Source organism: Mycobacterium sp. E740 (assembly GCF_001672895.1).
Lineage (GTDB): Bacteria > Actinomycetota > Actinomycetes > Mycobacteriales > Mycobacteriaceae > Mycobacterium.
Map to the genome: position 1 here is coordinate 1 of NZ_LZKP01000054.1, position 26,961 is coordinate 26,961.

Below are 26,961 nucleotides of genomic sequence, written 5' to 3' on the forward strand. Positions count from 1 at the left end.
ACGCCTCGAAGAGCCGGTCGATCGAGGCGATCGCACGTCCGGTCGCCCGAACCTGGTCGCGGCGGGCGCGGGCACGCAATTCGAACGGAATCTCCTGACCTGCGGTCAACAACGCGTACTCGTCGCCGACGTTGCCGATCAGCTGGCGCCAGGCGGCGTCGATGTCACTGGCAGCCTCGGCGATCCGGATCTTCGCGAACGGGTCGTCCTTCGCCTTCTCGCCGGCGAACGCCGCGCGCACCCGCTTGCCCTGATGCTCGACGTGGGCGTCGTAGGCGCCGTAGGCCATACCGACGATCGGTGCCGAGATCGTGGTGGGATGCACTGTGCCCCAAGGCATCTTGTAGACCGGCGCGGTGTTGTTCTGCAGGCCGCCCGCGGTGCGGTCATTCATCGCCTTGTAGGACAGGAACCGGTGCCGGGGCACGAACACGTCCTTGACCTTGAGCGTGTTGCTGCCGGTGCCCTTGAGACCGACCACATGCCACACGTCGTCGATCTCGTACTCGGTGCGCGGGATCAGGAAGCTGCCGAAGTCCACCGGCTTGCCGTCCTTGATCACCGGCCCACCGACGAAAGTCCAAGTGGCGTGGTCACATCCGGACGACCAGTTCCAGGACCCGTTGACGATGTAGCCGCCGTCGACGACGGTGCCCGCACCCATTGGCGCGTACGACGAGGAGATCCGCACGGCCGGGTCGTCGCCCCAGACCTCTTCCTGGGCCTGCTGGTCGAACAACGCCAGATGCCAGTTGTGCACGCCGATGATCGAGCTGACCCAGCCCGTGGAGCCGCAGGCACTCGCGAGCCGGCGCACAGCCTCGTAGAACAGCGTCGGATCGCACTGCAGGCCGCCCCACTGCTGCGGCTGCAGCAGCTTGAAGAAACCGACCTCGTTGAGCTCTGCGATCGTCTCGTCGGGAATGCGGCGCAGGTCTTCGGTTGCCTGCGCACGTTTGGCGATCAGCGGCAGGAGATCATCGATCCCGGCTAGGACCGACTGCGCGTCACGCTGTTCAATGGACGTCACTGATGTGCCTCCCGATCGGACGGACTGCGATGAGCACTGGCGCAAGCGTGAATCGCTTAGCCGTCAGATTAGAACACGTTACGATTCGTGTCGAGTAGGGCATACCTGTGACGGCTGGACCTGCACACATGCATTTCTGTAACCTGTTCTAGTTACTGGCCCGGTGATGTGAAAGGTGGACGCGAAAGTGACCGACGAGCCGCTCGGCAGCCACGTGCTCGAGCTCGAGCTTGCCGACGTCGTCGAGGAGACCGCCGACGCGCGCTCGCTGGTGTTCACAGTCCCGAAGGGGACGGACATCCCGGCCGAGCGCCTGCGGTACGCGCCGGGGCAGTTCCTCACCCTTCGGGTGCCGAGCGAGCGCACCGGCTCCGTGGCGCGCTGCTACTCGCTGTGCAGCTCTCCGTTCACCGACGACCGGCTGACCGTCACGGTCAAGCGCACCGCCGACGGCTATGCCTCGAACTGGCTGTGCGACCACGCACACGCCGGGATGAAGATTCATGTGCTCGCGCCGTCGGGCACCTTCGTACCGAAGACGCTCGACACCGATTTCCTGCTGCTGGCCGCGGGTTCCGGGATCACGCCGATGATGTCGATCTGCAAGTCGGCGCTGGCCGAGGGCAGCGGCAGGGTGGTGCTGATCTACGCCAACCGCGACGAGAACTCGGTGATCTTCGGGCCCGCGTTGCGCGAGCTGAGCGAGAAGCACCCCGAGCGGTTCGTCGTCGTGCACTGGCTGGAAACGATCCAGGGGCTGCCGAATGCGACGGCGCTGACCGGTCTGCTCACCCCCTACGCCGGCCATGACGCCTACATCTGCGGGCCGGGCCCGTTCATGGCCGCGGCGGAGGAGGCGGTCAAGGGCGCCGGAGTGCCCGCCGACCGGGTGCACATCGAGGTGTTCAAGTCGCTGGACTCCGACCCGTTCGCCGCCGTGGTCATCGAGGAGGACGACAGCGACGAAGGCCCGGCCACGGCGATCGTGACCCTCGACGGCGAGCAGCACGAAATTCGGTGGCCCCGCAACGCCAAGCTGCTCGACGTCCTGCTGGACAAGGGTCTCGACGCCCCGTTCTCCTGCCGGGAAGGCCATTGCGGCGCATGCGCGGTGCTGAAGAAGAACGGCGAGGTCGAGATGGACGTCAACGATGTGCTCGAGCAGGCCGATCTCGACGAGGGCCTGATTCTCGGCTGCCAGGCCAAGCCGCGATCGGATTCGGTCGAAGTCACCTACGACGAATAGCGCGCGGGCTAGCATTCGCCACACGCGGAGGGAGCAAACTGTGAAGCGGTGTGCCGGCGTTCTGGCGGCGGTATCGGCGATGTGGTTGACGCTCGCGCTCTTCAGCCCGTCGGCGGCCGCGGCGGTCGACACCGCGGACTCGTCAGTACCCGTCGATCCCGGCACCGCACTCGAGATGCACTCGACCGCCAACTGCATCGCGGCCGAAGCCAAGTGCCTGTTCGACACCCGAGCCAACCTGCGCAGGGGTCCGGACGTGCTGGGGTTCCCCGGTGACCTGTGGGCGCGCCAGACCACCACGCTGCGGACCATGGATCGCGGCGTGTACATCAACTTCACCTTCAATGCACCGAACACCCGGTCGTTCAAGTCCCTCACCGACGTGGAGTTCACGACCATCTACTTCGGCGGCGGGCCGCCGGACAAGTTCCAGTTCCACGGGACCGCTTGGCCGGTCGACCAGCGCACCGGTGGACCGCGGACCGACGTCCCGCTGATCGTGTGCTCGCACATCCAGGTGGTCTACGCCGGGGTGAACATCACCTCGCCCGACGCCTGCGCGCAAGCCGCGTTCAGCTAGCGCGGGAGTCCCAGCAGCCTCTCACCGGCGAGGGTGAGCAGGATCTGTTCGGTTCCACCGGCGATGGTCAGGCAGCGGGTGTTGAGGAACTCGAACACCGTGTCGTTCTCGACGACGCCGCCGCCCTCGGACAGTTCCATCCTCAGCTCCGCCAGCGCCTGCCGGTAACGCACGCCGATCAGTTTGCGCGCGCTGGCCTGCGGGCCCGGATCCCGGCCGCCGAGAGCGAGTTCGGCGATCTTGCGGTCCAGCAGTGAGCCGACCTGCGCCGCCACGATCAGCGCGCCGAGCTTGTCCTGACCGGCCACGTCGAAGTCCAGCTTCGCGATCTGCTCGAGCAGTTCCTCCATCGGATTGCCGAGCGCGGTGCCCGCCGCCATCGCCACCCGCTCGTTGGCCAGCGTCGTGCGTGCCAACCGCCAGCCGTCGTTCACCTGCCCCACGACCATCTCGTCGGGCACGAAGACGTCGTCGAAGAACACCTCGTTGAACAGGTTGTCGCCGGTGATCTCCCGCAGTGGCCGGATGTCGATGCCCGGCGAGGACATATCGACCAGGAAGTAGGTGATGCCCTTGTGCTTCGGCGCCTCGGGATCGGTACGGGCCAGACACACGCCCCACGCCGCCTTGTGCGCCGCCGACGTCCACACCTTCTGGCCGGTCAGCTTCCAGCCGCCGTCGACGCGAACGGCCTTGGTGCGCAACGCCGCCAGGTCGGAACCCGCACCGGGCTCGGAGAACAACTGGCACCAGAGCAACTCGCCCCGCAGCGTGGCGGGCACGAACCGTTCGATCTGCTCTTCGGTGCCGTGCTCGAGAATCGTTGGCGCCGCCCACCATCCGATCACCAGGTCGGGTCGCACGACACCGGCTCTGGCCAGCTCCTGGTCGATCAGCAGCTGCTCGGCCGGGCCGGCGCCCCGCCCGTACGGCTTGGGCCAGTGCGGCGCCTGCAGCCCCGCGTCGGCGAGTGCGGCCTGCTGCTTCTCCACCGGAAGTGCCGCGATCTCGGTTACGGCAGAAGCGATTTCGGGCTGCCGATCGGCCACCGAGTCCAGCTCGATGCGCAGTTCGCGGCGCACGCCTTGTTGCGTCAACGCTGACACCCGGCGCAACCACCGCTGTGCCCCGCCGAGGAAATGCCCGATTCCGTAGGCGCGACGCAGGTACAGGTGTGCGTCGTGCTCCCAGGTGATGCCGATGCCGCCGAGCACCTGGATGCAGTCTTTCGTGTTGGCCTTGGCGGCGTCGATCCCGACGGCTGCAGCCACGGCCGCGGCGATCGACAATTGCCGCTCGTCGCCCTCGGCAACCGCCCTCGCCGCGTCGCCGGCGGCAACCGAGGCCTGCTCGGAGCGCAGCAGCATCTCGGCGCACATGTGCTTGATCGCCTGGAAACTGCCGATCGGCTTGCCGAACTGCTCGCGCACCTTCGCGTACTCCGTTGCCGTCTGCAACGCCCAGCGGGCCACCCCGGCGGCTTCTGCCGCCATGACGACCGCGGCGATGTCGACCACGCGCTGCGGCGACGCGCTGATCGCTTCGGCCGGCGCGCCGTCGAGCACCACCCGGGCCAGCGGCCGCGAGAAGTCGGTGGCCTGCAGCGGCTCGACCGAGACGCCGTCCGCGCTTGCGTCGACCAGAACGAAACCGTCCCCCGCCGGCAGCACGAGCACGCCGGCCGCGTCGGCGCCGAGCACGAAGTCCGCGCTGCCCGAGGCGCGGCCGTCCGCCGAGTGCACGTCCGCACTCAGCGCGACCCCGGCGACCCGCTCCCCCGACGCGAGCGCCTCCAACACCTCGGGCTGCTCGACCACCAGCGTCGCCAGCGCGGTCGTGGCGACGGGTCCCGGCACCAGCGCGGCGGCCGCCTCGTCGACCATTGCGCACAGGTCGTCGGCGGTGCCGTCCGCGCCGCCGTGCTCCTCGGGCAACGCGACACCGAAGATGCCGAGTTGGGCCAGCCCCGAATAGGGCTGGCGCCAGGCGTCCGACTGTCCCTGCTCGACGTCGCGCGCCGCCGCGGCGGCACTCGAGGCTGCCGCCCAGTCACGTACGAGTTCCCGTACGGCCGACTGCTCGTCGGCGCTGGTCTCCGGGGATGCGAGCGACACCGTCCACTCCTAGCGATTGGGTGAGAAGACGGTGCTCCTCACTAGAACGTGTTCTAATAGTGCCAGCGATCGAACGTCAAGTCGACCGTCATCCGAGCAGGACACGTCGGTGCCAACGGGGGCACCGAAGTGAGAAAAAGAGGATCGGCATGCGTATCGTTTCCAAACGCGAACGCACGACGAAGGAGTTGCCCGCCGCATGTCCGGCCCGTCCCAGTCAGCACCCGCCAGCCCGGCTTCGGGGTCGGATTCGCGACCGCGCCAGGTGATGAACGTGGCGGTGCTGTCCGAGTCCGAGCTCGGCTCCGAGGCACAACGCGAACGCCGCAAGCGGATCCTGGACGCCACGCTGGCCATCGCCTCCAAAGGCGGCTACGAAGCCGTCCAGATGCGGGCCGTCGCCGAGCGTGCCGACGTCGCGGTGGGCACGCTCTACCGGTATTTCCCGTCGAAGGTTCATCTCCTGGTCTCCGCGCTGGGACGCGAGTTCGAGCGCATCGACGCCAAGACGGACCGCGCGGCGCTGTCCGGTGGCACGCCCTATCAACGGCTCAACATCATGGTGGGCAAGCTCAACCGCGCGATGCAGCGCAACCCGCTGCTGACCGAGGCGATGACACGCGCGTTCGTGTTCGCCGACGCGTCGGCGGCCGGCGAGGTCGACCATGTCGGCAAGCTGATGGACTCGATGTTCGCGCGCGCGATGAGCGACGGAGAGCCGACCGAGGACCAGTACCACATCGCGCGCGTCATCTCCGACGTCTGGTTGTCGAATCTGCTCGCCTGGTTGACGCGGCGGGCGTCGGCCACCGACGTCAGCAAGCGACTGGACCTGGCCGTGCGACTGCTGATCGGCGACGGCGAGCACCCTAAGATCTAGGCGTGCTGCCAGCGGATCTGCAGAGTGCGCTCACATCGGTCGCAGCGACCCCGCGACTGCTGGTCACCTCCGACTTCGACGGCACGTTGGCGCCGATCGTCAGCAACCCCGAGGACGCCCGACCGCTCGCCGACGCCGCCGACGCCCTGGTCGCACTGGCCGAGTTACCGCACACGTCGGCCGCGTTGGTTTCCGGCCGCGCGCTGGAGGTGCTGCGCGATCTGTCCGGGATGGCGGCGACGGTGCATCTCGTCGGCAGCCACGGCGCGGAGTTCGACACCGGCTTCGCACACGACGTCGACACCGGCCTGCTGCAACGGATCACGGCGGGACTGCAAGCGATCGCCGCCGACAAGCCCGGCGTCAGCGTCGAAACCAAACCGGCCAGCGTCGCGCTGCACGTGCGAAACGCCTCGCCCGCGGACGGTGAAGCGGCGTTGACCGCGGCTCGCCAGGCTTGTCAGGAGTGGGATGCACAGCTCACCGAAGGAAAAGCCGTGCTGGAGTTCGCGGTGATCGAGACCGACAAGGGCGAAGCTGTCGACATCGTGCGCGCGCAGGAAAAGGCAACGGCCGTAGTGTTTTTCGGGGATGATGTCACCGACGAGAAGGTGTTCCGCCGACTGCGCGACGGCGATGTCGGCGTCAAGGTCGGCGACGGTGAGACGCTCGCGGCCCACCGGGTGGAGTCGCCGGAAGACGTGGCCGACGCGCTGAAGTTTCTGCTCGGTGTTCGGCGGAAAGACTAGGCCGGCGGGCCCGCCGTGCGACCGCGTACCACTTCGGTTTCCAGGACCTCGACCACCGGCAGCCCGGTGCGTGGTGGGTGGTGCAGCAATTGCCCAGCGCGACGGCCCTTTTCGATACTGGGCTGAACCACGGTCGTCAGGCCACGCCGTAGCGCCTCGGGCACGCCGTCGAAGCCGGTGACCGTCATTTGTCCCGGCACGTAGATTCCGCGCGCCCGCAAATGGTCCATCGCCGAGAGGGCAAGCACATCGGCGGTGCACATCAACGCGGTCAGTCGCGGATTGGCATTCAGCGCGACCTCGGCGGCTGCCCCGCCCGAAGTGGGCAGGTGCTCATAGCTTTCCACCACGGTCAGCGACGCCGGGTCCATCCCGGCCGCGGCCAAGGCGTCGCGCACGCCCGCCATCCGCTCCCGCTGGACGTGGAAGTGCGGTGTCTGCAGCCGCTCCGGGTCGGCCACCGTCGGGCCTGCTCCGCCTCGCGGCCGGTCGCGGCCCAGCCGCATCGTCAGCAGGCCGATCTCGCGATGCCCCAGCGCCACAACGTGTTCGGCGAGCCGGCGCATCGCCGCCCGGTCGTCGATGCAGATGTGCGACGCGCCCGGGACGTCCTTGGGCTGGTCGACCACCACCACCGGGAGATGGCGCTGCTGCACGACCGCAAGGTACGGGTCGTCGTCGGAGGCGGAGTACACCACGAAACCGTCCACCCCGGCGGCGAGTACCGCCGCGGTGCCGTCGCTGACGCTGCGGTTGGGGCCGATCGCGACGAGCAGCAGCCCCTGTCCGGCGGCTTCGCATGACTCGGCCAGGCCGGCAACGAAATCGAGCGCTGCCGGATCGCTGAACGAGTAGTTCAGCGGTTCGGTGATCATCAACCCCACCGCGCCCGCCTTGCGGGTGCGCAGCGACCGTGCCACCGGGTCCGGGCCGGGGTAACCGAGGCGCTTGGCGGTGGCGAGCACCCGCTCGCGCAGATCTGCGGACAACTGGTCGGGCCGGTTGTAGGCGTTGGAGATCGTGGTTCGCGAAACCTTCAGTTCCGCAGCCAGAGAAGCCAGGGTGGCACGCCGTCTCGGCGTCGAACTCCTCGGCATGCTCTCGGAGCGTAGCCCAAGAGGCGCCGGGCTCAGGTGACCAGCACCCGATCGGCGGATTTCTTGAGGCCGCGCTGCGCGGCCCACACCACCGCCCAGACGCTGCACGCGACAGTGACGATCACGAAGCTCGGCGGTGCGTTGAACATCGCCGACAGCCCGAGGCCCGCCCACACCGCCGCCAGGCTGAACCCCGTCGAGAGCGCGATCGCGGTGCCCGGGCGTGGTGTCAGCATGATCGCGGCGGCAGCGGGAGTGACGACGAGCGCGAACAGCAGCAGTGTGCCGACTGCCTGCACGGCCATCGTCACCGCCAGGCCGAGCAGCGCCATGAACGCCACCGACAAGGTCCGTACCGGAACCCCTTTCGCGTCGGCGACCTGGGCGTTGACCGAGGTGAACAGCAGCGGCCGGTAGATCATCGCGACGCACAGCGCCAGCACCGCCAGCAGCACCGCGAACATCGTGATCTGCTGGGCGGATATGGCCAGGAGGTTGCCGAACAGCACGTTGGTCATGGTGCTCGAGCTCTTGGTCGCCAGGGAGTTGAAGAACAACCCGAGGCCGGTCGCCATGGCCAGCACGGTGCCGGTCGCGACTTCGCGGTCGGCCGCGCGGCGGCCCAGCGCGCCGATCACCAGCGCGCCGCCGATGCAGAACACCCCCAGCCCCACGGCCACGGGGATGCCGACCAGCACCGCGCCCGTCGCGCCGGGCAGTCCGATATGGGCGAGCGCGTGGGCGGCGAACGCGGTGTTGCGCACGACGACGAAGTAACCGATGAGGCCGGCGGCGAGCGCGACGATCGTGCCGCCGATCAACGCGTTGCGCATGAAGGCCGAGGTGAGGATGTGCCACCAGTTCTCCTGGTAGCCCAGCGCGACGATCGTCGTGTTCATCACGTCCTCCGCATGTACAGCTCGCCCTGCGGGGTGTGCACGACTTCCACCCGGGTGCCGTAGAGGTGGCTCAGCAGCGTCTCGTCGACGACGCCGTCGAGGGTGTCGAAGTGTGCGTGCCCGTCGAGCAGGTAGATGGCGCTCGTCAAGACACCGAGCAGCGGGTTGAGGTCATGCGCGACGACGAGGATCGTGACACCGAACTTCGCGTTGACCCGCTCGAGGACACCGACGATCTCGCGCTGGCTGCGCAGGTCGAGCGCCGCCAGCGGCTCATCGAGGATCAGCATTCGGGGTTTGGAGACCAGTGCCTCGGCCAACGCGACCCGCTGCCGCTGGCCACCGGAGAGCTGGGAAAGTCGCTTGTGGGCCACTGCGGTCGCGTCGACGGCGGCGAGCACCTCGTCGACGCGCCGGTTGTCGTCGCGGCTGGGGCGGCCGAAACCCCAGCGGTGCCCGATGAGTCCGAGCATGACGGCGTCACGCGCGCGGATCGCCTCGCCCGAAGCCGACGCATAGTTCTGCGGGACGTAGCCGATCGCCTTGTTGAGCGCGCCGGCCGGCTCGCCGAACACCCGGACGTGCCCGGACGCCGGTGGGATCAGGCCGAGCACGATCTGCAGCAGCGTGGTCTTGCCCGCGCCGTTCGACCCGATGACTGCGACGATGCCGCCCGCAGGCACCTCGAAGGTGGCCTCCGACCAGATCAGCCGTCCGCCGCGCGCCGCGCTGACGTCGTCGAAGGCCAGCGCGACCTGATCGGCGTCAGGCGACACCGAGCGCCTCGCGCAGTGCGGTCAACTGGCCGACCTGCCAGCTCTCGAACGAGTCGGTGTCAGGCGGCACCGTCTCGGTGATGTCGACCACCGGGACTCCCGCTTGTTCGGCTGCGGACCGAAGTTGTTGCGGCACAGCACCTTCGGTCTGCACGTTGTAGACCAGCACGTCGACTGCCCGGTCACTGAGCAGCTGAAGAAAGGCGTCGAGATCGGCGGGCGAGGGTTCGGTTCCGTTGGCCGACGCGACCTGATAGCCACGCGGGGTGCGGTTGCCGAGCCCCAAAGCCGCCGCCATGTCGTCGAACACGGGCTCGGTGGCCGCATAGGTCTTGCCGGAGGCATGGGCCTTGATGGAGTCGATGAGCTCATCGTACGGCCGCAGAGCTCCGGCGAACGCGGTGCGCCGCTCGGCGTAGTAGCCCGCGGCGCCGGGCGAGAGCTCGCGCAGGCGGCCGCTGACGGCGTCCGCGACGGCCGTCACCGCCGCCGGGTCGTACCAGGCGTGCGGGTTCGCGTGGTTCGTCGCACCGGCGACCGCCAGGGCATCGACGACGGGCGCTTCGGGTGCCGTGCTGGCGGCGAGCTTCGACGCCCACTCGTCGTAGTGGCCGCCGTTGAGGACGATGAGCTGGGCGCCTTCGAATTTCGCGGCATCCGATGGTGCAGGCTCGAAATCGTGCGGGTCTACCGCCGAGCTGGCCAGCACCGTGGTCACGCGCGCGCACGCACCGCCGAGCTCGGACACGATGTCACTCCACTGGTCGACGCTGACTACGACGTCCACCGGCGCGACCGGGCACGGTGGGGCACCACCCGATTCCGGTGACGCTGCTCGCTCGCCGGCGCCCGCGCAGGCGGCCGTGCCGAACGACGTGGCCGCCGCGACACCGATGGTGATGGCGCGAGCGAAGCGGGAGGGCAGCACAGCGATAACGATAACCGTTTCCAATAGCGACCGCTCGCTCGGGACGCCTAAGCTGACCGCGTGAGCCAGCATGCGTTCAGCCTCGAGGAACGCCGCGCGGTCTACCGCGTGATCGCCGAACGGCGCGACATGCGCCGGTTCGTCCCGGGCTCCGAGATACCCGAAGAGACGCTGGCACGCCTGCTGCACGCGGCGCACGCCGCGCCGAGCGTGGGCTTGATGCAGCCGTGGCGCTTCCTCCGCATCACCGACGGACGCTTACGGCGGCGCATCCGCGACCTGGTGGACGCCGAACGCGCGCGGACCTCGCAGGCGCTGGGTGCGCGCGGTGAAGAGTTCCTCGCGCTCAAGGTCGAGGGCATCCTGGAGTGCGCCGAGCTGCTCGTCGTCGCCCTGGGTGACGACCGGGGCGGTCACGTGTTCGGGCGGCGCACCCTCCCGCAGATGGATCTGGCTTCGGTCTCCTGCGCGATCCAGAATCTGTGGCTGGCCGCCCGCGCCGAAGGACTGGGCATGGGTTGGGTGTCCATCTTCGAACCCGACGACCTTGCCGAGCTGCTGGAGATGCCCGAAGACGCTGAGCCCGTGGCGATCCTGTGCCTGGGGCCGGTGCCCGAGTTTCCGGACCGCCCCCAGTTGGAACTCGACGAGTGGACGCTCGGCCGCCCGCTGACCGAGTTCGTCGCGGAGAATCGCTGGCCGTCGTCGGCGTCGACGGGGCTGCGCTCATGACGACCGTCGACATGAACGCCGACCTAGGCGAGGGTTTCGGAGTCTGGCGGCTCGGCGATGACGAAGCCATGCTTGACCTGGTCACCAGCGCCAACGTGGCGTGTGGGTTTCACGCCGGCGATCCCGCGCTGCTGCTGCGGACGTGTCGCGGCGCGGCTGAACGCGGCGTGCGCATCGGCGCGCAGGTGAGCTACCGCGATCTGCACGGGTTCGGGCGGCGCTTCATCGACCTGCCGCCCGAGGAGCTCGCCGCCGATGTGATCTACCAGATCGGCGCGTTGCAGGCGATCGCGCACGCCGCCGGCTCGAGGGTCAGCTACGTCAAACCCCATGGCGCGCTGTACAACACGATCGTGACCGACGACGTCCAGGCGCAGGCGGTGGCCGGGGCGGTGCATGCGGTGGATCCGAGCCTGCCGGTGCTCGGGCTCGACGGCTCGGCGTTCTTCCGGGCAGCCGAACAGCGTGGACTGCGCTGCGTGCCGGAGGCCTTCGCCGACCGGGCATATCACGCCGACGGTCGACTCGTCTCGCGCCGAGAGCCCGACGCCGTCCTGCACGACCCGCCCGAGATCGCCGACCGGGTGGCGGCCATGGTGCTGACCGGACGCGTCGACGCGGTCGACGGATCATCGATCCCGATCACCGTGAATTCGGTTTGCGTCCATGGTGATTCACCGGGGGCCGTGCAGATCGCCGCGGCGGTACGCGCGCGCCTGCTGGCGGACGGCGTCGAGATCGCCCCTTTCAGCTGACTCACTGCGCCTAGAGTTGGTGCCATGCGTCTCAAGCTCGGCAGGCCGGACCTGACGGATTACGAGCGCTACTTCGACGCACCGCCGGCCGGGCCTGACGCTCCGCTGACCGTCACCTGGGCGGGCGTCACGACGCTGCTCATCGACGACGGCGACTCGGCGGTGCTGACCGACGGCTTCTTCTCCCGGCCCGGCTTCGCCGAGGTGGCGCTGCGCCGCCTCACACCGTCGGAGCCCCGCATCGACGGTTGTCTCGCGCGCCTGCGCGTCGACCGGCTGGATGCCGTGCTGCCGGTGCACACCCACTTCGATCACGCGATGGACAGCGCGGTGGTGGCCGAGCGGACCGGCGCGAAGATCGTCGGCGGGGTGTCGGCCGCGCACATCGGGCGGGGCGCCTCGTTGTCCGAGGATCGGCTCGTCGTGGTCACCCCGGGCGAGCCCGTGCGCCTGGGCGCGTACGACGTCACGCTCATCGAGGGCTCGCACTGCCCGCCAGACCGGTTCCCCGGCGTCATCACGCGACCGGTCATTCCGCCGGTGAAGGTGGCTGCCTACAAGTGTGGTGAGGCGTGGTCGACCCTGGTCCACCACCTGCCCTCGGACCGACGGCTACTGATCATCGGGAGCGCGGGGTTCGTTCGGGGCGCGCTGGCCGGAAAGCAGGCCGACGTGGTCTATTTCGGCGTGGGCCAGCTCGGACTGCGACCCGAGCGCTATCTCGTCGACTACTGGACCGAGACCGTGCGGACGGTGGGTGCGCGCCGAGTGGTGCTCATCCACTGGGACGACTTCTTCCGCCCCCTGCACGAACCGTTGCGCGCGCTGCCCTACGCCGCCGACGACCTCGACGTCTCGATGCGGGTGTTGTCGCGACTGGCCCGGGAGGATGGGGTCGCGCTGCACCTGCCCACGCTCTGGCAGCCCGCCGATCCGTGGAGCTGAGCCTGGCACTGGCCGCGCTGGCGGTCGTGTTGGTGTTCGCCGTGGCCCGTCCACACCGGTGGCCGGAAGCCGTCGTCGCGCTTCCCGCTGCCGCGCTGTTGATCGTCGCCGGCGTCGTCTCGCCGCATGAGGCGGCAGCGGAGGCCGGTCGCTTGCTGCCGGTGGTGGGCTTCCTGGCGGCGGTCCTGGTGTTGGCGCGGCTCTGCGCGGACGAAGGATTGTTCCGCGCCGCGGGGGCGGTGCTGGCCCGAAGCGCCGCAGGCACACAGAACCGTTTGCTGGCAATGGTATTCGTGATCGCGGCGGCCACGACGGCGATCCTGAGCCTGGACGCCACGGTGGTGCTGCTGACTCCCGTCGTGCTTGCCACGGCGCGGTTGTTGACCGTGCCCGCGACCCCACATGCCTACGCGACGGCGCATCTGGCCAACACCGCGTCGCTGCTGATGCCGGTGTCGAACCTGACCAACCTGTTGGCATTCGCCGCAGCGGGACTGTCGTTCCTGCACTTCACCGCGCTCATGGCGATGCCGTGGCTGGCGGCGATCGTGATCGAATTCGTCCTGCTGCGTTGGGTTTTCAGGACCGATCTCGCGGTAGCACCGAACCCCGTCGAAGACGATGACGTGCAGGTGCCGAAGTTCGCACTTGCCGTGCTGGGCTTGACTCTCGCCGGCTTCGTCACCACCTCGATGCTCGGCGTATCGCCGGCGTGGGCCGCGCTCGGCGGCGTACTGGTGCTCGGCGGCCGGAGTCTGGCGCGGCGTCGCAGCACCCTGCCGCGCCTCGTCGCCGCCGCCGATCTGCCGTTCCTCGTCTTCGTGCTGTGCCTCGGCGTCGTCGTCGACGCGGTGATGGTCAACGGTCTCGGCGAAGCGATGCGTGGTCTGCTGCCGACGGGTCAGGGGTTGGCGGCCCTGCTGGGGATCGCGGCGGCAGCGGCGGTGCTGTCGAATGTCGTCAACAACCTTCCCGCCGTGCTGGTGCTGTTGCCGTTGGTTTCGGCGACGGGGCCGCCGGCTGTGTTGGCGGTGCTGATCGGGGTGAACATCGGACCGAATCTCACGTATGTGGGATCACTGGCTAACCTGTTGTGGCGCAACGTGGTTCGCCGCGACATCTCCGTAAGGGCGGTCGAGTTCAGCCGCATCGGGCTGTGCACGGTGCCGCTCACGCTGGTGATGTCTGTCGTGGGACTGTGGCTGGGAGTCCAGCTGTTCGGGGTCTAGCCGCGGCGCTGACGGGCGATCTCGGCGAGCACCACGCCGGCGGCCACCGACGCGTTCAGCGACTCGGTGGGCCCCGCCATCGGAATGGACACCACCGGGTCGCAGGTCTCCCGGACCAGCCGCGACAGCCCCTTGCCTTCAGAGCCGACCACCACCACAACCGGCCCCGAGCCGTCCAGTTCGTCGACCGTGGTGTCACCGTCGGCGTCCAGCCCGACGACCTGCAACCCGGCATCCGCCCAACTCTTCAGCGTCCGAGTGAGATTGGTGGCTCGCGCGACCGGCAGGCGGGCGGCGGCCCCGGCGCTGGTGCGCCACGCCACCGCGGTCACCGATGCGGACCGCCGCTGCGGGATCAGCACCCCGTGGCCGCCGAACGCGGCCACCGATCGGACGATCGCGCCGAGATTGCGGGGATCGGAGATGTTGTCCAGTGCGACAAGCAGAGCCGGCGCACCGTCGGCCGTCACGGCCGCCAGCAGGTCGTCCGGATGCGCGTAGGAGTAGGGCGGGACCTGAAGCGCCACGCCCTGATGCAGGCCATTGGTGGCGATGCGGTCCAGGTCGTGGCGCTGCACCTCGAGGATCGAGATGCCGGCGTCCGCGGCGATCTGCACGGATTCGGTCAACCGTTCGTCGGCCTCGGCACCCAGCGCGACGTACAGCGCCGTGGCTGGCACCCCGGCGCGCAGGCACTCCAGGACCGGATTCCGTCCCAGCACGACCTCGGTGTCGTCGGTCTTCTTGCCCTGCCGGCGGCCCTGCGACTTCGCGGCCTTGGCCGCGCGCTTGGCGGCCGGATGGTTGGGCCGCATGTGCGCGGGCGGGGTGGCGCCGCGGCCTTCCAGCCCGCGCCGTCGCACGCCCCCGGACCCGACAGTCGGCCCCTTCTTGGTGCCGGGCTTGCGCACCGCACCCCGGCGCCGTGAGTTGCCTGCCATCTACTTGGTGTACCCGTCGAGCAGCGCCCACTGCGGGCCGTCGGCGGTGTCGGTGACCTCGATACCCGCCTCCTTGAGGCGGTCGCGGATCGTGTCGGCCTCGGCCCAGTCCCGCCGCGCCCTGGCGTCCTCGCGTCGCTTGACCTCCGCCTGCACCAGCACGTCGACCGCGGCCAAGGCGGCCGACGTCTCGTCCTTGGACTCCCAGCGCTCGTCGAGAGGGTCGGCGCCGAGGATGCCCATCATCGCGCGGATAGACATCGCCTGGCGCAATGCGGTCTCGTGGTCGCCGGCGTCCAGTGCGCGATTGCCCTCCGCGCGGGCCGCGTGCACCTCGGCCAGCGCGATCGGCACCGAGAGGTCGTCGTCGAGTGCCGCGGCGAATTTCGGCGTCCAGTCTCCGGGCACGACCGCACCGACGCGGTTGCGGACCCGGTGCAGGAAGTCCTCGATGCCCGTGTAGGCCCGCGCGGCGTCCTGCAGCGCGGTCTCGGAGAACTCGAGCATCGACCGGTAATGCGCGCTGCCCAGGTAGTACCGCAGTTCGGCTGCCCGGACCCGTTGCAGCACAGCGGGAATCGCGAGCACGTTACCCAGCGACTTGCTCATCTTCTCGCCGCCCATGGTCACCCAGCCGTTGTGCAGCCAGTAGCGGGCGAACGGATCACCGGCGGCCTCGGCCTGGGCGATCTCGTTCTCGTGGTGCGGGAACACCAGATCCATTCCGCCGGCGTGGATGTCGAACTGCGCGCCGAGGTACGCCTCGCACATCGCGACGCACTCGGTGTGCCAGCCCGGCCTGCCGCGACCCCACGGCGTCGGCCACGACGGCTCCCCGGGTTTGGCGCCCTTCCACAACGTGAAGTCGCGCTCGTCGCGCTTGCCGGTCGCGACACCCTCGCCCTGATGAACGTCGTCGATCTTGTGACCGGACAGCTTCCCGTAGTCCGGCAGGCTCAGCACGTCGAAGTACACGTCACCGCCGCTGGCGTAGGCGTGCCCGCGCTCGATCAGCCGCTCGATCAACTCGACCATCTGGGTGATGTGACCGGTGGCGCGTGGCTCCGCGGACGGCGGCAGCACACCGAGCGCGTCGTACGCCGCGGAGAACGCGCGCTCATAGGTGGCCGCCCACTCCCACCACGGCCGGCCTGCATCGGCGGCCTTGTGCAGGATCTTGTCGTCGATGTCGGTGACGTTGCGGATGAACGCGACGTCGTAGCCCTTCGCCGTCAGCCAGCGCCGCAGCACGTCGAACGCGACACCGCTGCGGACGTGCCCGATGTGCGGCAGCCCTTGCACCGTGGCGCCGCACAGGTAGATCGAGGCGTGACCGGGCCGCGCAGGGACGAAGTCGCGTACGGCACCGGTCATGGTGTCGTACAGCCGCAGGTCGGTCACTTCGGCCGACCGTTCGCTCCGCTCACGACGGGCCAGCTTACCGGCCGATATCGGCCGAATCCCCATCGGAGAGGACAAGGGCGGTCGCGATCGCGGCCAGCCCCTCCCCCCGGCCTGTCAGCCCCAGTCCGTCGGTGGTGGTCGCGCTCACCGAGACGGGCGCAGCGAGCAATCCGGACAACAGATCCTGGGCCTCGGCCCGGCGGGGGCCGATCTTCGGCCGGTTGCCGATGACCTGGACGGCGGCATTGACGACGGAAAAGCCGTTGGCGGCGATCAGCTGATGGACGTGCCGAAGCATGTCCGCGCCTCCGGCGTCCTGCCACTCCGGACGGCCGGTGCCGAACACTTCGCCCAGATCGCCAAGCCCGGCCGCCGAGAGCAGCGCATCGCACAGCGCGTGCGCGGCGACGTCGCCGTCGGAATGGCCGGCGCAGCCGTCAGCGTCATCGAAGAGCAGGCACAGCAACCAGCACGGTCGCCCTACCTGAATGGGGTGCACGTCGGTGCCGAGCCCGACTCGTGGCAGGCCCGTCATCGATGTCAGGAGGCGGCGGCGAGTGCCTCGTCGAGAATGGTTGCGGCCTTCTCGTCGTCGGTGTTCTCGGCGAGCGCGAGCTCACCCACCAGAATCTGGCGCGCCTTGGCCAGCATCCGCTTCTCGCCGGCGGACAGGCCACGCTCCTGGTCGCGTCGCCACAAGTCGCGGACCACTTCGGCGACCTTGTTCACGTCACCAGAGGCCAACTTCTCGAGATTGGCCTTGTACCGCCGCGACCAGTTGGTCGGCTCCTCGGTATGGGGGGCACGGAGCACCTGGAACACCTTGTCCAGGCCCTCCTGTCCGACGACGTCGCGAACCCCGACATACTCTGCGTTCTCGGCGGGCACTCGAACCGTGAGGTCACCCTGGGCGACCTTCAAGACGAGATATTCCTTCTGCTCGCCTTTGATGGTCCGGGTTTCGATTGCCTCGATCAACGCAGCACCGTGGTGGGGGTAAACAACGGTGTCTCCGACCTTGAAAATCATCAGTTTCGAGCCCCTTTCACAGTTCAATGCTAGCACGGAGCCAAGACGGGGGTGGACCAACGGTGCAGGTCAGGGGCACCTCGGATGAACACTAGGGGTTGACACAGTGGCGAATCCGTGCATGGCGCAAGCATCTTCGGGGCACCGCCGGGCCGACCGTCACGTGGGCAGTGATCATGCCGTTGCTGCTCTTTCGCCCCTCAGCTACCGCCCCTCGCAGGCACCTACTACTGTGCATAGTCGAACACCAGCGGCCGCTCTGATCGGCCGCTCGACGGTCGAGCAGGAGGCAAGAGTGGACCGCTTCAAACTGGCCGCCTGCGGGCTGGCCGCCGCTGTCGCGCTCGTGGGATGCGGTTCCGGGCAGGTCTCGCAGATGACCATGCAGCAGCCGGCCGTCAACGGCACCAGCGCGGACGTCGGTGCGGTCGCACTGCGCAACGTGCATCTGCGCGCCCAGCAGGTCAGCGATTACGTCCAGCCGGGCAAAGAGGTCGAGTTGCTCTTCCAGGCCTCCAACACCTCCCCCGATCAAGCCGACAAGCTGGAATCGATCACCTCCGACGTCGGGACCGTGACACTCACCGGTGACACCACGCTGCCCGCGGGCGGGGTGCTCACCGTCGGCGCTCCCGACGGGCAGATCACGCCGCTGGAGAACGTCGAGGCAGCCGAGGCCGCCGAGGCCAAGGTGGCGTTGTCCAAGCCGATCACCAACGGGCTGACCTACGACTTCAAGTTCAAGTTCGAGAAGGCCGGCGAGGCGACGGTGCGGGTGCCGATCTCGGCGGGCGAAGCGCCGCGGCGCGGAGATGGCGGCGAAGCAGCCGGACACGGCGGCGGGCACTGAGCTTTTGTCGGCGGTGACGGTTACCGTCACTGCGTGGCCAAGGGTGTCGTCAAGGCGCGTTCGCAGTACCGCTGCTCGGAATGCCACCACCTCACGCTCAAATGGGTGGGCCGCTGTCCGGAGTGCGGCACCTGGGGCACCGTCGACGAGGTAGCCGTGCTCTCCGCGGTGGCCGGTTCGGCCGCGCGGCGTACTGTCGCCCCGAGCTCACCGGCGGTGCCGATCAGTTCCATCGATCCCCGCCGCACCCGTCACTTCCACTCCGGCGTCCCCGAACTGGACCGGGTCCTCGGTGGCGGGCTGGTGCCGGGGTCGGTGACGCTGCTGGCCGGCGATCCCGGAGTCGGTAAGTCCACGCTGTTGCTCGAGGTCGCACACCGCTGGGCCGCGGCCGGCCGGCGGGCGCTGTACCTCTCGGGCGAGGAGTCGGCGGGCCAGATCCGGATGCGCGCGGAACGCACGGGCTGCACGCACGACGAGGTGTACCTTGCCGCGGAATCTGATCTGGCGACGGCGCTCGGTCATATCGACGAGGTTCAGCCCAGCCTGGTGGTGGTCGACTCCGTGCAGACGATGTCCACGACCGAGGCCGACGGCGTCACCGGCGGTGTCACCCAGGTGCGGGCGGTCACCACCGCGCTGACGATGGCGGCGAAGCGGTCGGGCATCGCGATGATCCTCGTCGGACACGTGACCAAGGACGGTGCGATAGCGGGACCGCGTTCCCTCGAGCACCTGGTGGACGTCGTCCTGCACTTCGAAGGGGACCGCACCTCCTCGCTGCGGATGGTCCGCGGCATCAAGAGCCGGTTCGGCGCCGCCGACGAGGTGGGCTGTTTCCTGTTGCACGACAACGGGATCGAGGGGGTGGCAGACCCGTCCGGGCTGTTTCGCGACCAGCGGCCCAAACCCGTTGCGGGCACGGCGATCACGGTCACCCTCGACGGCAAGCGTCCGTTGATCGGAGAGGTACAGGCGCTGATCGGGCCGCCCGCGAACGGAACAGCGCGGCGGGCCGTCAGCGGTATCGACTCGTCTCGCGCGGCGATGATCACCGCCGTGCTGGACCGGCACGCGGGCGTGGCCGTCGCCACTCGCGACATCTACCTGTCCACTGTCGGCGGCATGCGATTGACCGACCCGTCGGCGGATCTCGCAGTCGCGGTCGCCATCGCCTCGTCGCTGATGAACCTGCCGATGCCCGCCGCGGCGGTCGCGATCGGAGAGGTCGGCCTGGCGGGCGACCTGCGCCGGGTCACCGGAATGGACCGCCGCCTCAGCGAGGCCGCCCGGCTCGGCTTCACGTGCGCGGTGATCCCGTCGGGGCTGACGTCGGTACCGGCGGGGCTGCGCGCCGTCACAGTCGACGACATCGGTTCGGCATTGCGGGTTCTGCGCGACATCAGCGAAGATCAGCGAAGATAGTGCAAATGACGGCCGATCCTAGGGAGGGGCGATGGCCGTGAAATCGGGCAGCAGGTCGAGTCGCACCGTGGTGCCGCTGGCCCGCCCGACGCTGCGCGAGACCATCGCCCGGCTGGCGCCCGGCACCGCACTGCGTGACGGCCTCGAACGCATCCTGCGCGGACGCACGGGTGCGCTGATCGTCGTCGGCTACGACGACAGCGTGGAAGCCATCTGCGACGGCGGCTTCTCGCTCGATGTCCGCTACGCGCCGACGAGGCTGCGGGAGCTGTCGAAGATGGACGGCGCCGTGGTGCTCTCCAGCGACGGCAGCCGCATCCTGCGGGCCAACGTGCAACTGGTGCCCGACCCGTCGATTCCCACCGAGGAGTCCGGAACGCGACACCGCTCGGCCGAACGCGCCGCGATCCAGACGGGTTATCCGGTGATCTCGGTCAGCCATTCGATGAGCATCGTCACCGTCTATGTGGCCGGGGAGCGGCACGTCATCCCCGACTCGGCGACCATCCTGTCGCGCGCCAACCAGACCATCGACACCCTCGAGCGCTACAAGACGCGCCTCGACGAGGTCAGCAGGCAACTCTCCACGGCCGAGATCGAGGACTTCGTGACGTTGCGGGACGTGTTGACCGTCGTTCAGCGACTCGAGATGGTCCGCCGGATCAGCCTCGAAATCGATTCGTACGTGGTCGAACTCGGCACCGACGGCCGCCAGCTCAAACTGCAACTGGAAGAACTGGTCGGCGACAACGACACCGCGCGCGAGCTGATAGTCCGCGACTACCATGCCAACCCGGACCCGCCAACACCGGCACAGGTCAGCACCACGCTCGAAGAACTCGACGGACTGTCGGACACCGAGTTGCTCGACTTCACCACGCTGGCAAGGGTTTTCGGATATCCGTCGACCATCGAGGCGCAGGACTCGGCGATGAGCTCACGCGGCTACCGCGCGATGGCCGGCATCCCGCGTCTGCAGTTCGCGCACGTCGACCTGCTGGTGCGCTCGTTCGGCTCCCTGCAGGGCCTGCTGGCGGCCAGCGCGGGCGACCTGCAGTCGGTCGAGGGAATCGGCTCGATGTGGGCGCGCCACATCAGAGAGGGCCTTTCGCAGTTGGCCGAGTCGACGATCGCCGACAGGCTGGCCTAGCCGGCGGGCGCGGGCCCAGGTGCAGGTCCGGGTGGCGGCGCAGCACCGTTGCCGTGTTGCTGCGCCTGCGGAGCGGCGAGGATGAACGGAACCGTCGCCGACCGCAGATTGCCCAACTGCACGACCAGGTTGTACGTGCCCGGCCCGATGGGTTGGCGCGGCAGCGGGCAGCCCGGCGCCGAGCCCATGCCCGTCCAGGTGACCTCCGTGGTGACCTGCTCGCCGGGCTGGAATGCCTTGACCAGCGTCTCGTTGGACGGCGCGCAGTCGAGATTGGACCAGAGGCGAGCGTTGTCCAGCGAGTAGACGTAGGCGGCCAGCACGGCGGCGCCGACGTCCCGCTTGCAGCCGACCAGCCCGATGTTGGTCACGACCATCGTGAACTTGGGCTGGTCCCCCACGACGTACTGCGGTTGGTTGGTGATGCCCTTGACCGCCAGCGCCGAATCGGGGCAGTCATCGCCCTCCTTGAGCACCGGTGGCGGCGCCACCGCCGCGGTCGGCGTCGCGGTGGGCGGCGGCGCATTCTGAGCCGGCGGCATCACCGGCGTCTTGACCTCGGGGTTCTCCCCGGGCAGCGGCGTCGGCCCGGCGGCAGCGGCGGGGGCCGGCGCCTCGGCGTTCTGGCTGTCGCTGCCCCCGGTGTTCTTCACGACCACGATCACGATTGCCGCGATCACGCCGATCACGAGGACCGCTATGCCCAGCGCCAGCGCCCTGCGACGCCAGTAAATCTGCGTCGGCAGCGGACCATGCGGTTCCAGATCTAGCACAACTTCACGGTAAGGCCAGGTCACGCCTTATCGGACGAGGCGACTCGGCGTGTCGCCCCTCAGGGTTCGCCGATGTCGCCCAGATGGTCCCGCAACACCACCCGGCCGTCGGCCAGATGGTAGGTCAGCCCGACGATCGCCAGGTCGCCCGAGGCGACCCGCTCCGAGATGGCCGTCGAGCGGGCCATCAGCTGCGCGCCGGTCTCGGTGACGTGCCTGGCCTCGAACTCGTCGACCCGGCTCAAGCCATCGCGCCTGCCCAGCAGGATCGACGGCGTCACCCGCTCCACGATGTCGCGCACATAGCCGCCGGGCACCACGCCTTCGTCGAGGGCGGTCAGCGTCGCTTTCACCGCGCCGCAGCTGTCATGGCCGAGCACCGCGATCAGCGGCACGTTGAGCACCGTGACTCCGAACTCGATGGAGCCCAGCACCGCAGAGTCGATGACATGGCCGGCGGTGCGCACCACGAACATGTCGCCGAGACCCTGGTCGAAGATCAGTTCGGCCGCCACCCGGCTGTCTCCGCAGCCGAACACCACCGCCGTCGGCTGCTGTCCCCCAGCCAGGCTGGCGCGGTGCTCGATCCCCTGGCTCGGGTGTTCGGGCTTTCCGGCGACGAAGCGCTCGTTACCCTCCTTGAGTGCTTTCCATGCGGTCACTGGGCTGGTGTTCGGCATGACCGACATTGTGCCTCAGCTGCTCGATTGGTTTGACCGCGGGCAGCGCGATCTGCCGTGGCGACGGCCCGGCGTCACGCCGTGGCAGATCCTCGTCAGCGAGTTCATGCTGCAGCAGACGCCGGTCGCCCGCGTGGAGCCTGTCTGGCTCGCGTGGGTGCAACGCTGGCCCACTGCGTCGGCGACGGCGTCGGCAAGTGCCGCCGACGTGCTGCGAGCGTGGGGCAAGTTGGGATATCCGCGGCGCGCCAAGCGCTTACACGAGTGCGCGACGGTGATCGCCGCCGAGTATGACGACGTCGTCCCGGCGGATGTCGAGACGTTGTTGACGCTGCCCGGCATCGGTGCGTACACCGCGCGCGCGATCGCCTGCTTCGCCTACCGCGCCCGGGTGCCCGTGGTCGACACCAACGTCCGTCGCGTCGTCGCCCGGGTGGTGCACGGCCGTCCCGAGGCTGCGGCGGCGTCGTCGCCCCGCGACCTGGTCGACGTCGAGACACTGCTCCCGGATGAGGTTGCCGCACCGAAGTTCTCGGCCGCACTGATGGAGCTGGGCGCGACGGTGTGCACCGCGCGGGCACCGCGGTGCGGCCTGTGCCCGCTGGACGTGTGTGCGTGGCGGTCGCATGGCTTCCCGGCGGCCACAGCGCCTTCGCGCCGGGTGCAACGCTATGCGGGGACCGACCGGCAGGTGCGCGGCCGACTGCTGGACGTCTTGCGTGGCAACGAGGCTCCGGTCACCCGTGCCCAGCTCGACGTGGCCTGGCTGTCGGACACCGCCCAACGCGACAGGGCGCTGGACTCGCTGCTGGTCGACGGTCTCGTCGAGCAGACCACCGACGGCCGGTTCGCGCTCGCCGGCGAAGGTCAGGCCGAGTAGCCCTCTTCGTCGTCGCCGGCGAGTGTCAGGTTGCCATACGTTTTTTCTTGAAAGACGTCGATCAACGCGACGCTCGGCGACAAACCTAGACGGCCACCGCGTCTCCAGGATCCGAACCCGTACCGCCGCAAGCGAACCGACGCCGATAGTCGGACGGCGTCACACCGATGATCCTGCGGAAGTGGTGCCGCAGCAATGTCGCGGTGCCGAAGCCGCTGCGCTCGGCGACCCGGTCGACGTCGAGATCGGTCTCTTCCAGAAGGGTGCGCGCATACAGGACGCGTTGGTCCGTCACCCACTGCATGGGCGTGCGGCCGGTCTCCTCCACGAACCGGCGGGCAAAGGTGCGCGCCGACATGTGCGCCCGCGCAGCCAAAGTGGCGACCGTGTGGGGCTTGTCCAGGTTGCCGAGAATCCAATCAAGGTGCGGTGCAAAGCGTTCCGAACAGCGCACCGGGATCGGCTGGTCGATGTACTGGCGCTGGCCACCGTCGCGCTGTGGCGGCACCACCATCCGGCGCGCGATCTTGTTGGTCACCTCGCTGCCGAGTTCACGCCGGACGAGATGCAGGCAGGCGTCGATCCCCGCCGCAGTGCCCGCACTGGTGATCAGGTTGCCGTCGTCGACGAACAGCACATTGCGATCGACCTTGGCCGTCGGGTACCTACGGGCGAGTGCGTCGGCGTGCATCCAGTGCGTGGTGCACGGCCTGCCGTCCAGCAGTCCGGCGGCACCCGCCACGAAGGCACCCGAGCACACCGTCAGGACGATCGACCCGGCGTCCGCGGCGGCCCGCACCGCGGCCAGTGCCTCCGGCAGATAATCAGATCCGCCGATCGCCGGGATCGCCACGAGGTCCGCGCCGACCAGATCGTCGAGGCCGTGATCTGGGGTCAGCGTCGCGCCGACGGAGGTCCGCACCGGTTGGCCGGGGCGGGGTCCGCACACCTTGAAGTCGAAGTTGGGCACGCCGTCGGCGGCACGGTCGATACCGAAGACCTCGCAGATGACACCGAATTCGAAGACCGCCAGGCCGTCGAGCACGAGCGTCGAGACGCTCTTGAGGGACATGGCAGCATTTTAGCCCCAGGTGTCATTTCTGCCACTGTTGGCGGAATCTTATTCGGCGCAGAGTTACTGCCATGTCCACTGCACTCACGTTGATGATCCTCGGGCTCCCGCTCGCGGTGGTCGCCGCAGTCGCTTGGACCGCTCACCGCTCCGGGCACCTGCGACTTTCCGTCGACCAGTTCCGCACGGCCGCGCCCATGGCGGGCCGGTTGTTCCGGTCCTTCGAGGACGACCGCGACGTCCTGCGCGTTCGCCACGACCTCGACGCCATCCGCACGCGGTTCGAGCGCCAGCCGGTCTGGCCGTCTTCAGGAGCCGTCGGCGAGCGTCGCTAGAAACGCCTCGACGGCCTGCTGGTACGCCCGCGGGGCGTCGTCGTGGATGAGGTGGCCCGCACCCGGCACCCGGAGATAGGTCGTCCGATGACCGGTCTCGGCCATCTCGGCCATCTGCCCCGCCGGGGTCACCGAGTCCCCCGCCTCGATCAGCAGCGTCGGCACGCGCACGGCCTTCCACTGGCGCCAGTAGTCGCGCGTCCCCCACTCGGCGGCGATCTCGATCCAGACATTGGGGCGGCCGTGCAACCGCCAGCCGGTCGGTGTGCGGTCGAACGCCTCCATGAAGTACTGGCCGGCGACCGGCCCGAACTCGCCGTAAATCCGTTGCGGAGAACCGAACTCGACCGGAAGCGCATGCAACCACGGCTCCCACGGGCCGGTGGTGCGACCGCGGAAGTCGGGCGCCATGTCCTCGACGACGAGCGCCTCCACCAGGTCGGAACGGGTTGCGGCCAGACACCAGGAGTGCAGTCCGCCCATCGAATGCCCGATCAACACGGCGGGCTTTCCGATCGTCGCGACGGCGTCACCGAGGTCGGCGACCATCCGCTCGGTGCTGACCGGCCGGACATCGTCGACGTCGCGGCCCCGGTGCCACGGTGCGTCGTAGGTGTAGACCTCACCAAGCGCGGTCAGCCACGGCAACTGCCGCGACCACGTGCTGCCCCGGCCCATCAGGCCGTGCACGAGCACCAGTGGCCGGCCCCTTCCGCCGCGGCGGGTGAGCGATCGCATGCCGACATCATGCCCAGCGTCGTTCGGTAACCTGAACCGCATGCCCAGCCAGAACCCCGTGGTGAAGATCAACGCAATCGAGGTGCCGCCCGACGCCGGCCCCGAACTGGAGAAACGGTTCGCGCACCGCGCCCACGCGGTCGACAACCAGCCCGGCTTTCTGGGGTTCCAGCTGTTGCGGCCCGTCAAGGGCGAGAACCGCTACTTCGTGGTGACGCAGTGGGAGTCCGAGGAGGCGTTCCAGGCGTGGGCCACCGGTCCGGCCATCGAGGCACACAAGGGCCAGCAGAACAACCCGGTGGCCACCGGTGCGTCGCTGCTCGAGTTCGAGGTCGTCCTCGACGTTGCGGGTGCGACTCAATAGCGTCAGGCGTCACGCGCGCCGCGCGCTCGGGTTGACGGTAGGGGTCTCGTTCGTCGTCGCGCTCGCCGGCTGCGCGAAAGTCGACACCGCATCGGCCGGTGCCGCCGACGCCGCCTACGGCACGCCGATCGAGATCAACACGCCGCAGGGTCTGCGCGCCAAGCAGACCATGGACATGCTCAACTCCGATTGGCCCATAGGCCCGGTCGGCGTGCGGACGCTGGCGGTGCCGGACAAAGTCGACGACATCGCGTTCAGACTCGACCGGATCTGGTGGGACCGGCCGTTCACGGTCACCGACGTGCAGATCGGCGCCGGGCAGGCCCGGATCGGCGTGCTCACCTCTTACAACGTGGCCCAGGAAATCGACCTGCGCACCGACGACGCCGGCATGGTGGACCGGCTGGACGTCTCCCTGCGCAAGCCGACGATCGAGAAGTGGGCCGACGTGGACGCCGAGCTGACCAAGTCCGGGGCGCGTTACTCGTATCAGGTCTCCAAAGTGGTTGGTAGCAAATGTGATGCGGTCGCCGGAACCAACTCCGAGCTGTCGCTGCCGTTGGCGTCGATCTTCAAACTCTATGTGCTGCTTGCCGTTGCCGATGCAGTGAACGCGGGGACCCTCGAATGGACCGATCCGCTGACCATCACGAAGAGCGCGAAGGCCGTTGGTTCGGCGGGCCTGGAGGAGTTGCCGCCGGGCACGACGGTTTCGGTGAGAACCGCTGCACAGCAGATGATCTCGGCGAGTGACAACATGGCCACCGATCTGCTGATCGCACGGCTCGGTCCGGGCGCGGTGGAACGGGCCCTGGTGGCAGCGGGCCATCACGACCCGGCCAGCATGACGCCGTTTCCGACCATGCACGAGATGTTCTCCGTCGGTTGGGGGCGGCCGGACCTTCGCGAGCAGTGGCGCCAAGCGGTCGAACACGGCGGTGCCCAGGTGCGCGCGCGGCTGCTGAGCCAGACGAATTCGCGCCCCTACGAACCGGATCCGCAACGCACGCACACTCCGGCGTCGACCTTCGGCGCCGAATGGTACGGCAGCGCCGCCGACATCTGCCGTGTGCACGTCGCGCTGCAGGAGGCCGCGGTCGGCGAGGCCGCGCCGGTCAAGGACATCCTCTCGGCGATTCCCGGGATCGATCTGGACCGCTCGAAGTGGGACTACATCGGCGCCAAAGGCGGCAACCTGCCGGGGGACCTGACGTTCAGCTGGTATGCGATCGACCGCACCGGGCAGCCGTGGGTCGTGAGTTTCCAGCTGAACTGGCCGAGCTACCGCAGCCCGACGGCCGCGGGGTGGTTGTTGTCGATCGTGCGCCAAGCCTTCGATCTCGTGCCGATCGGCGGTTAA

General features: G+C 68.9%; 29 protein-coding genes. 15 read left to right on the forward strand and 14 right to left on the reverse strand.

Going from position 1 to position 26,961, the window contains the following annotated elements:
- Positions 1 to 1,030 (reverse strand): 3-hydroxy-9,10-secoandrosta-1,3,5(10)-triene-9,17-dione monooxygenase oxygenase subunit (hsaA, locus tag A5663_RS05040; RefSeq protein WP_068144708.1); only part of this gene is annotated, 1,030 nt, incomplete at its 3' end.
- A gap of 187 nt (positions 1,031 to 1,217) precedes the next feature.
- On the opposite strand from hsaA, the gene A5663_RS05045 reads away from it, so the two are divergent.
- Positions 1,218 to 2,276, forward strand: a complete 1,059-nt coding sequence (locus A5663_RS05045; RefSeq protein WP_068144820.1) for a 2Fe-2S iron-sulfur cluster-binding protein — start codon at positions 1,218 to 1,220, stop codon at positions 2,274 to 2,276.
- A gap of 40 nt (positions 2,277 to 2,316) precedes the next feature.
- Positions 2,317 to 2,856, forward strand: a complete 540-nt coding sequence (locus A5663_RS05050; RefSeq protein WP_068144712.1) for a hypothetical protein — start codon at positions 2,317 to 2,319, stop codon at positions 2,854 to 2,856.
- Here A5663_RS05050 and A5663_RS05055 read toward each other — a convergent pair.
- Positions 2,853 to 4,970, reverse strand: coding sequence for an acyl-CoA dehydrogenase (locus A5663_RS05055; RefSeq protein WP_068144714.1), 2,118 nt, complete (start codon positions 4,968 to 4,970; stop codon positions 2,853 to 2,855). The two genes, A5663_RS05050 and A5663_RS05055, sit on opposite strands and share 4 nt — an antisense overlap.
- A 274-nt stretch (positions 4,971 to 5,244) precedes the next feature.
- Between A5663_RS05055 and kstR the strand changes: the two genes are divergently transcribed.
- Positions 5,245 to 5,850, forward strand: coding sequence for a cholesterol catabolism transcriptional regulator KstR (kstR, locus tag A5663_RS05060; RefSeq protein ID WP_197503301.1), 606 nt, complete (start codon positions 5,245 to 5,247; stop codon positions 5,848 to 5,850).
- Positions 5,851 to 5,852: 2 nt separating this feature from the next.
- Entirely contained in the window at positions 5,853 to 6,599 is a 747-nt protein-coding gene (gene otsB / locus A5663_RS05065; protein ID WP_068144718.1) for a trehalose-phosphatase, read from the forward strand.
- On the opposite strand, the gene A5663_RS05070 is transcribed toward otsB, so the two are convergent.
- From A5663_RS05070 to A5663_RS05085, 4 genes are read right to left on the reverse strand one after another with little or no spacing between them, the layout of a single operon-like run.
- Positions 6,596 to 7,696 (reverse strand): LacI family DNA-binding transcriptional regulator, encoded by a 1,101-nt coding sequence (locus tag A5663_RS05070; RefSeq protein ID WP_068144720.1) that lies wholly within the window; start codon positions 7,694 to 7,696, stop codon positions 6,596 to 6,598. The two genes, otsB and A5663_RS05070, sit on opposite strands and share 4 nt — an antisense overlap.
- A gap of 32 nt (positions 7,697 to 7,728) precedes the next feature.
- Positions 7,729 to 8,595: a metal ABC transporter permease gene (locus A5663_RS05075; protein WP_068144723.1), complete on the reverse strand. Its 867-nt coding sequence runs from the start codon at positions 8,593 to 8,595 to the stop codon at positions 7,729 to 7,731.
- Positions 8,595 to 9,371 (reverse strand): metal ABC transporter ATP-binding protein, encoded by a 777-nt coding sequence (locus tag A5663_RS05080; RefSeq protein ID WP_068144726.1) that lies wholly within the window; start codon positions 9,369 to 9,371, stop codon positions 8,595 to 8,597. Before A5663_RS05080 ends, A5663_RS05075 begins: the two co-directional genes overlap by 1 nt.
- Entirely contained in the window at positions 9,361 to 10,323 is a 963-nt protein-coding gene (locus tag A5663_RS05085; protein WP_068144823.1) for a metal ABC transporter solute-binding protein, Zn/Mn family, read from the reverse strand. The genes A5663_RS05080 and A5663_RS05085 overlap by 11 nt, the downstream gene beginning before the upstream one ends.
- 36 nt (positions 10,324 to 10,359) lie before the next feature.
- Between A5663_RS05085 and bluB the strand changes: the two genes are divergently transcribed.
- The 4 genes from bluB to A5663_RS05105 are packed head-to-tail and all read left to right on the forward strand — an operon-like array spanning position 10,360 to position 13,960.
- Complete coding sequence (gene bluB / locus A5663_RS05090) at positions 10,360 to 11,031, forward strand: 5,6-dimethylbenzimidazole synthase (RefSeq protein ID WP_068144729.1); 672 nt, start codon at positions 10,360 to 10,362, stop codon at positions 11,029 to 11,031.
- A complete protein-coding gene (locus A5663_RS05095; protein WP_068144731.1) occupies positions 11,028 to 11,786 on the forward strand; it encodes a LamB/YcsF family protein in 759 nt (252 codons plus the stop codon). The genes bluB and A5663_RS05095 overlap by 4 nt, the downstream gene beginning before the upstream one ends.
- A gap of 24 nt (positions 11,787 to 11,810) precedes the next feature.
- Complete coding sequence (locus A5663_RS05100) at positions 11,811 to 12,731, forward strand: MBL fold metallo-hydrolase (RefSeq protein ID WP_068144733.1); 921 nt, start codon at positions 11,811 to 11,813, stop codon at positions 12,729 to 12,731.
- Positions 12,722 to 13,960 (forward strand): SLC13 family permease, encoded by a 1,239-nt coding sequence (locus tag A5663_RS05105; protein ID WP_197503298.1) that lies wholly within the window; start codon positions 12,722 to 12,724, stop codon positions 13,958 to 13,960. The genes A5663_RS05100 and A5663_RS05105 overlap by 10 nt, the downstream gene beginning before the upstream one ends.
- On the opposite strand, the gene rlmB is transcribed toward A5663_RS05105, so the two are convergent.
- The 4 genes from rlmB to carD are packed head-to-tail and all read right to left on the reverse strand — an operon-like array spanning position 13,957 to position 17,334.
- The gene (rlmB, locus tag A5663_RS05110; RefSeq protein ID WP_068144737.1) at positions 13,957 to 14,901 is read right to left on the reverse strand and encodes a 23S rRNA (guanosine(2251)-2'-O)-methyltransferase RlmB; all 945 of its coding nucleotides are present in this window, start codon (positions 14,899 to 14,901) and stop codon (positions 13,957 to 13,959) included. The genes A5663_RS05105 and rlmB overlap by 4 nt on opposite strands.
- A complete protein-coding gene (gene cysS, locus A5663_RS05115) occupies positions 14,902 to 16,302 on the reverse strand; it encodes a cysteine--tRNA ligase (RefSeq protein ID WP_068144740.1) in 1,401 nt (466 codons plus the stop codon). It lies immediately after the preceding gene.
- Positions 16,303 to 16,339: 37 nt separating this feature from the next.
- The gene (gene ispF / locus A5663_RS05120) at positions 16,340 to 16,840 is read right to left on the reverse strand and encodes a 2-C-methyl-D-erythritol 2,4-cyclodiphosphate synthase (RefSeq protein WP_068144742.1); all 501 of its coding nucleotides are present in this window, start codon (positions 16,838 to 16,840) and stop codon (positions 16,340 to 16,342) included.
- A gap of 5 nt (positions 16,841 to 16,845) precedes the next feature.
- A complete protein-coding gene (gene carD / locus A5663_RS05125; protein WP_003888533.1) occupies positions 16,846 to 17,334 on the reverse strand; it encodes an RNA polymerase-binding transcription factor CarD in 489 nt (162 codons plus the stop codon).
- Positions 17,335 to 17,629: 295 nt separating this feature from the next.
- On the opposite strand from carD, the gene A5663_RS05130 reads away from it, so the two are divergent.
- Genes A5663_RS05130 through disA form a run of 3 tightly spaced genes read left to right on the forward strand, consistent with a single transcriptional unit; the run spans position 17,630 to position 20,759 of the window.
- The gene (locus A5663_RS05130; RefSeq protein WP_068144745.1) at positions 17,630 to 18,184 is read left to right on the forward strand and encodes a hypothetical protein; all 555 of its coding nucleotides are present in this window, start codon (positions 17,630 to 17,632) and stop codon (positions 18,182 to 18,184) included.
- 33 nt (positions 18,185 to 18,217) lie between these two features.
- Positions 18,218 to 19,609, forward strand: coding sequence for a DNA repair protein RadA (radA, locus tag A5663_RS05135; protein WP_068144748.1), 1,392 nt, complete (start codon positions 18,218 to 18,220; stop codon positions 19,607 to 19,609).
- Positions 19,610 to 19,640: 31 nt separating this feature from the next.
- Positions 19,641 to 20,759: a DNA integrity scanning diadenylate cyclase DisA gene (disA, locus tag A5663_RS05140; RefSeq protein WP_068144751.1), complete on the forward strand. Its 1,119-nt coding sequence runs from the start codon at positions 19,641 to 19,643 to the stop codon at positions 20,757 to 20,759.
- Here the strand turns inward: disA and A5663_RS05145 are convergent.
- On the reverse strand, positions 20,756 to 21,532 hold the full coding sequence (locus tag A5663_RS05145; protein WP_068144754.1) for a hypothetical protein: 777 nt from the start codon (positions 21,530 to 21,532) through the stop codon (positions 20,756 to 20,758). The two genes, disA and A5663_RS05145, sit on opposite strands and share 4 nt — an antisense overlap.
- Before the next feature lie 59 nt (positions 21,533 to 21,591).
- On the reverse strand, positions 21,592 to 22,212 hold the full coding sequence (locus tag A5663_RS05150; protein WP_068144757.1) for a carbonic anhydrase: 621 nt from the start codon (positions 22,210 to 22,212) through the stop codon (positions 21,592 to 21,594).
- On the opposite strand from A5663_RS05150, the gene A5663_RS05155 reads away from it, so the two are divergent.
- Positions 22,211 to 23,092, forward strand: coding sequence for an A/G-specific adenine glycosylase (locus A5663_RS05155; protein ID WP_068144760.1), 882 nt, complete (start codon positions 22,211 to 22,213; stop codon positions 23,090 to 23,092). The two genes, A5663_RS05150 and A5663_RS05155, sit on opposite strands and share 2 nt — an antisense overlap.
- Positions 23,093 to 23,177: 85 nt before the next feature.
- On the opposite strand, the gene A5663_RS05160 is transcribed toward A5663_RS05155, so the two are convergent.
- Positions 23,178 to 24,164 (reverse strand): GlxA family transcriptional regulator, encoded by a 987-nt coding sequence (locus A5663_RS05160; RefSeq protein WP_068144763.1) that lies wholly within the window; start codon positions 24,162 to 24,164, stop codon positions 23,178 to 23,180.
- A gap of 71 nt (positions 24,165 to 24,235) precedes the next feature.
- Between A5663_RS05160 and A5663_RS05165 the strand changes: the two genes are divergently transcribed.
- Positions 24,236 to 24,499 carry a hypothetical protein gene (locus A5663_RS05165; RefSeq protein WP_068144767.1) on the forward strand — a complete coding sequence of 88 codons (264 nt, stop codon included), beginning with the start codon at positions 24,236 to 24,238 and terminating at the stop codon, positions 24,497 to 24,499.
- Here A5663_RS05165 and A5663_RS05170 read toward each other — a convergent pair.
- Complete coding sequence (locus tag A5663_RS05170; protein WP_068144829.1) at positions 24,473 to 25,237, reverse strand: alpha/beta fold hydrolase; 765 nt, start codon at positions 25,235 to 25,237, stop codon at positions 24,473 to 24,475. The genes A5663_RS05165 and A5663_RS05170 overlap by 27 nt on opposite strands.
- A 40-nt stretch (positions 25,238 to 25,277) precedes the next feature.
- Between A5663_RS05170 and mhuD the strand changes: the two genes are divergently transcribed.
- Together mhuD and A5663_RS05180 are read left to right on the forward strand one after the other, a co-directional pair.
- Positions 25,278 to 25,601: a mycobilin-forming heme oxygenase MhuD gene (gene mhuD, locus A5663_RS05175; protein ID WP_068144769.1), complete on the forward strand. Its 324-nt coding sequence runs from the start codon at positions 25,278 to 25,280 to the stop codon at positions 25,599 to 25,601.
- Between the two features lie 31 nt (positions 25,602 to 25,632).
- Positions 25,633 to 26,961 (forward strand): serine hydrolase, encoded by a 1,329-nt coding sequence (locus A5663_RS05180; protein WP_156744344.1) that lies wholly within the window; start codon positions 25,633 to 25,635, stop codon positions 26,959 to 26,961.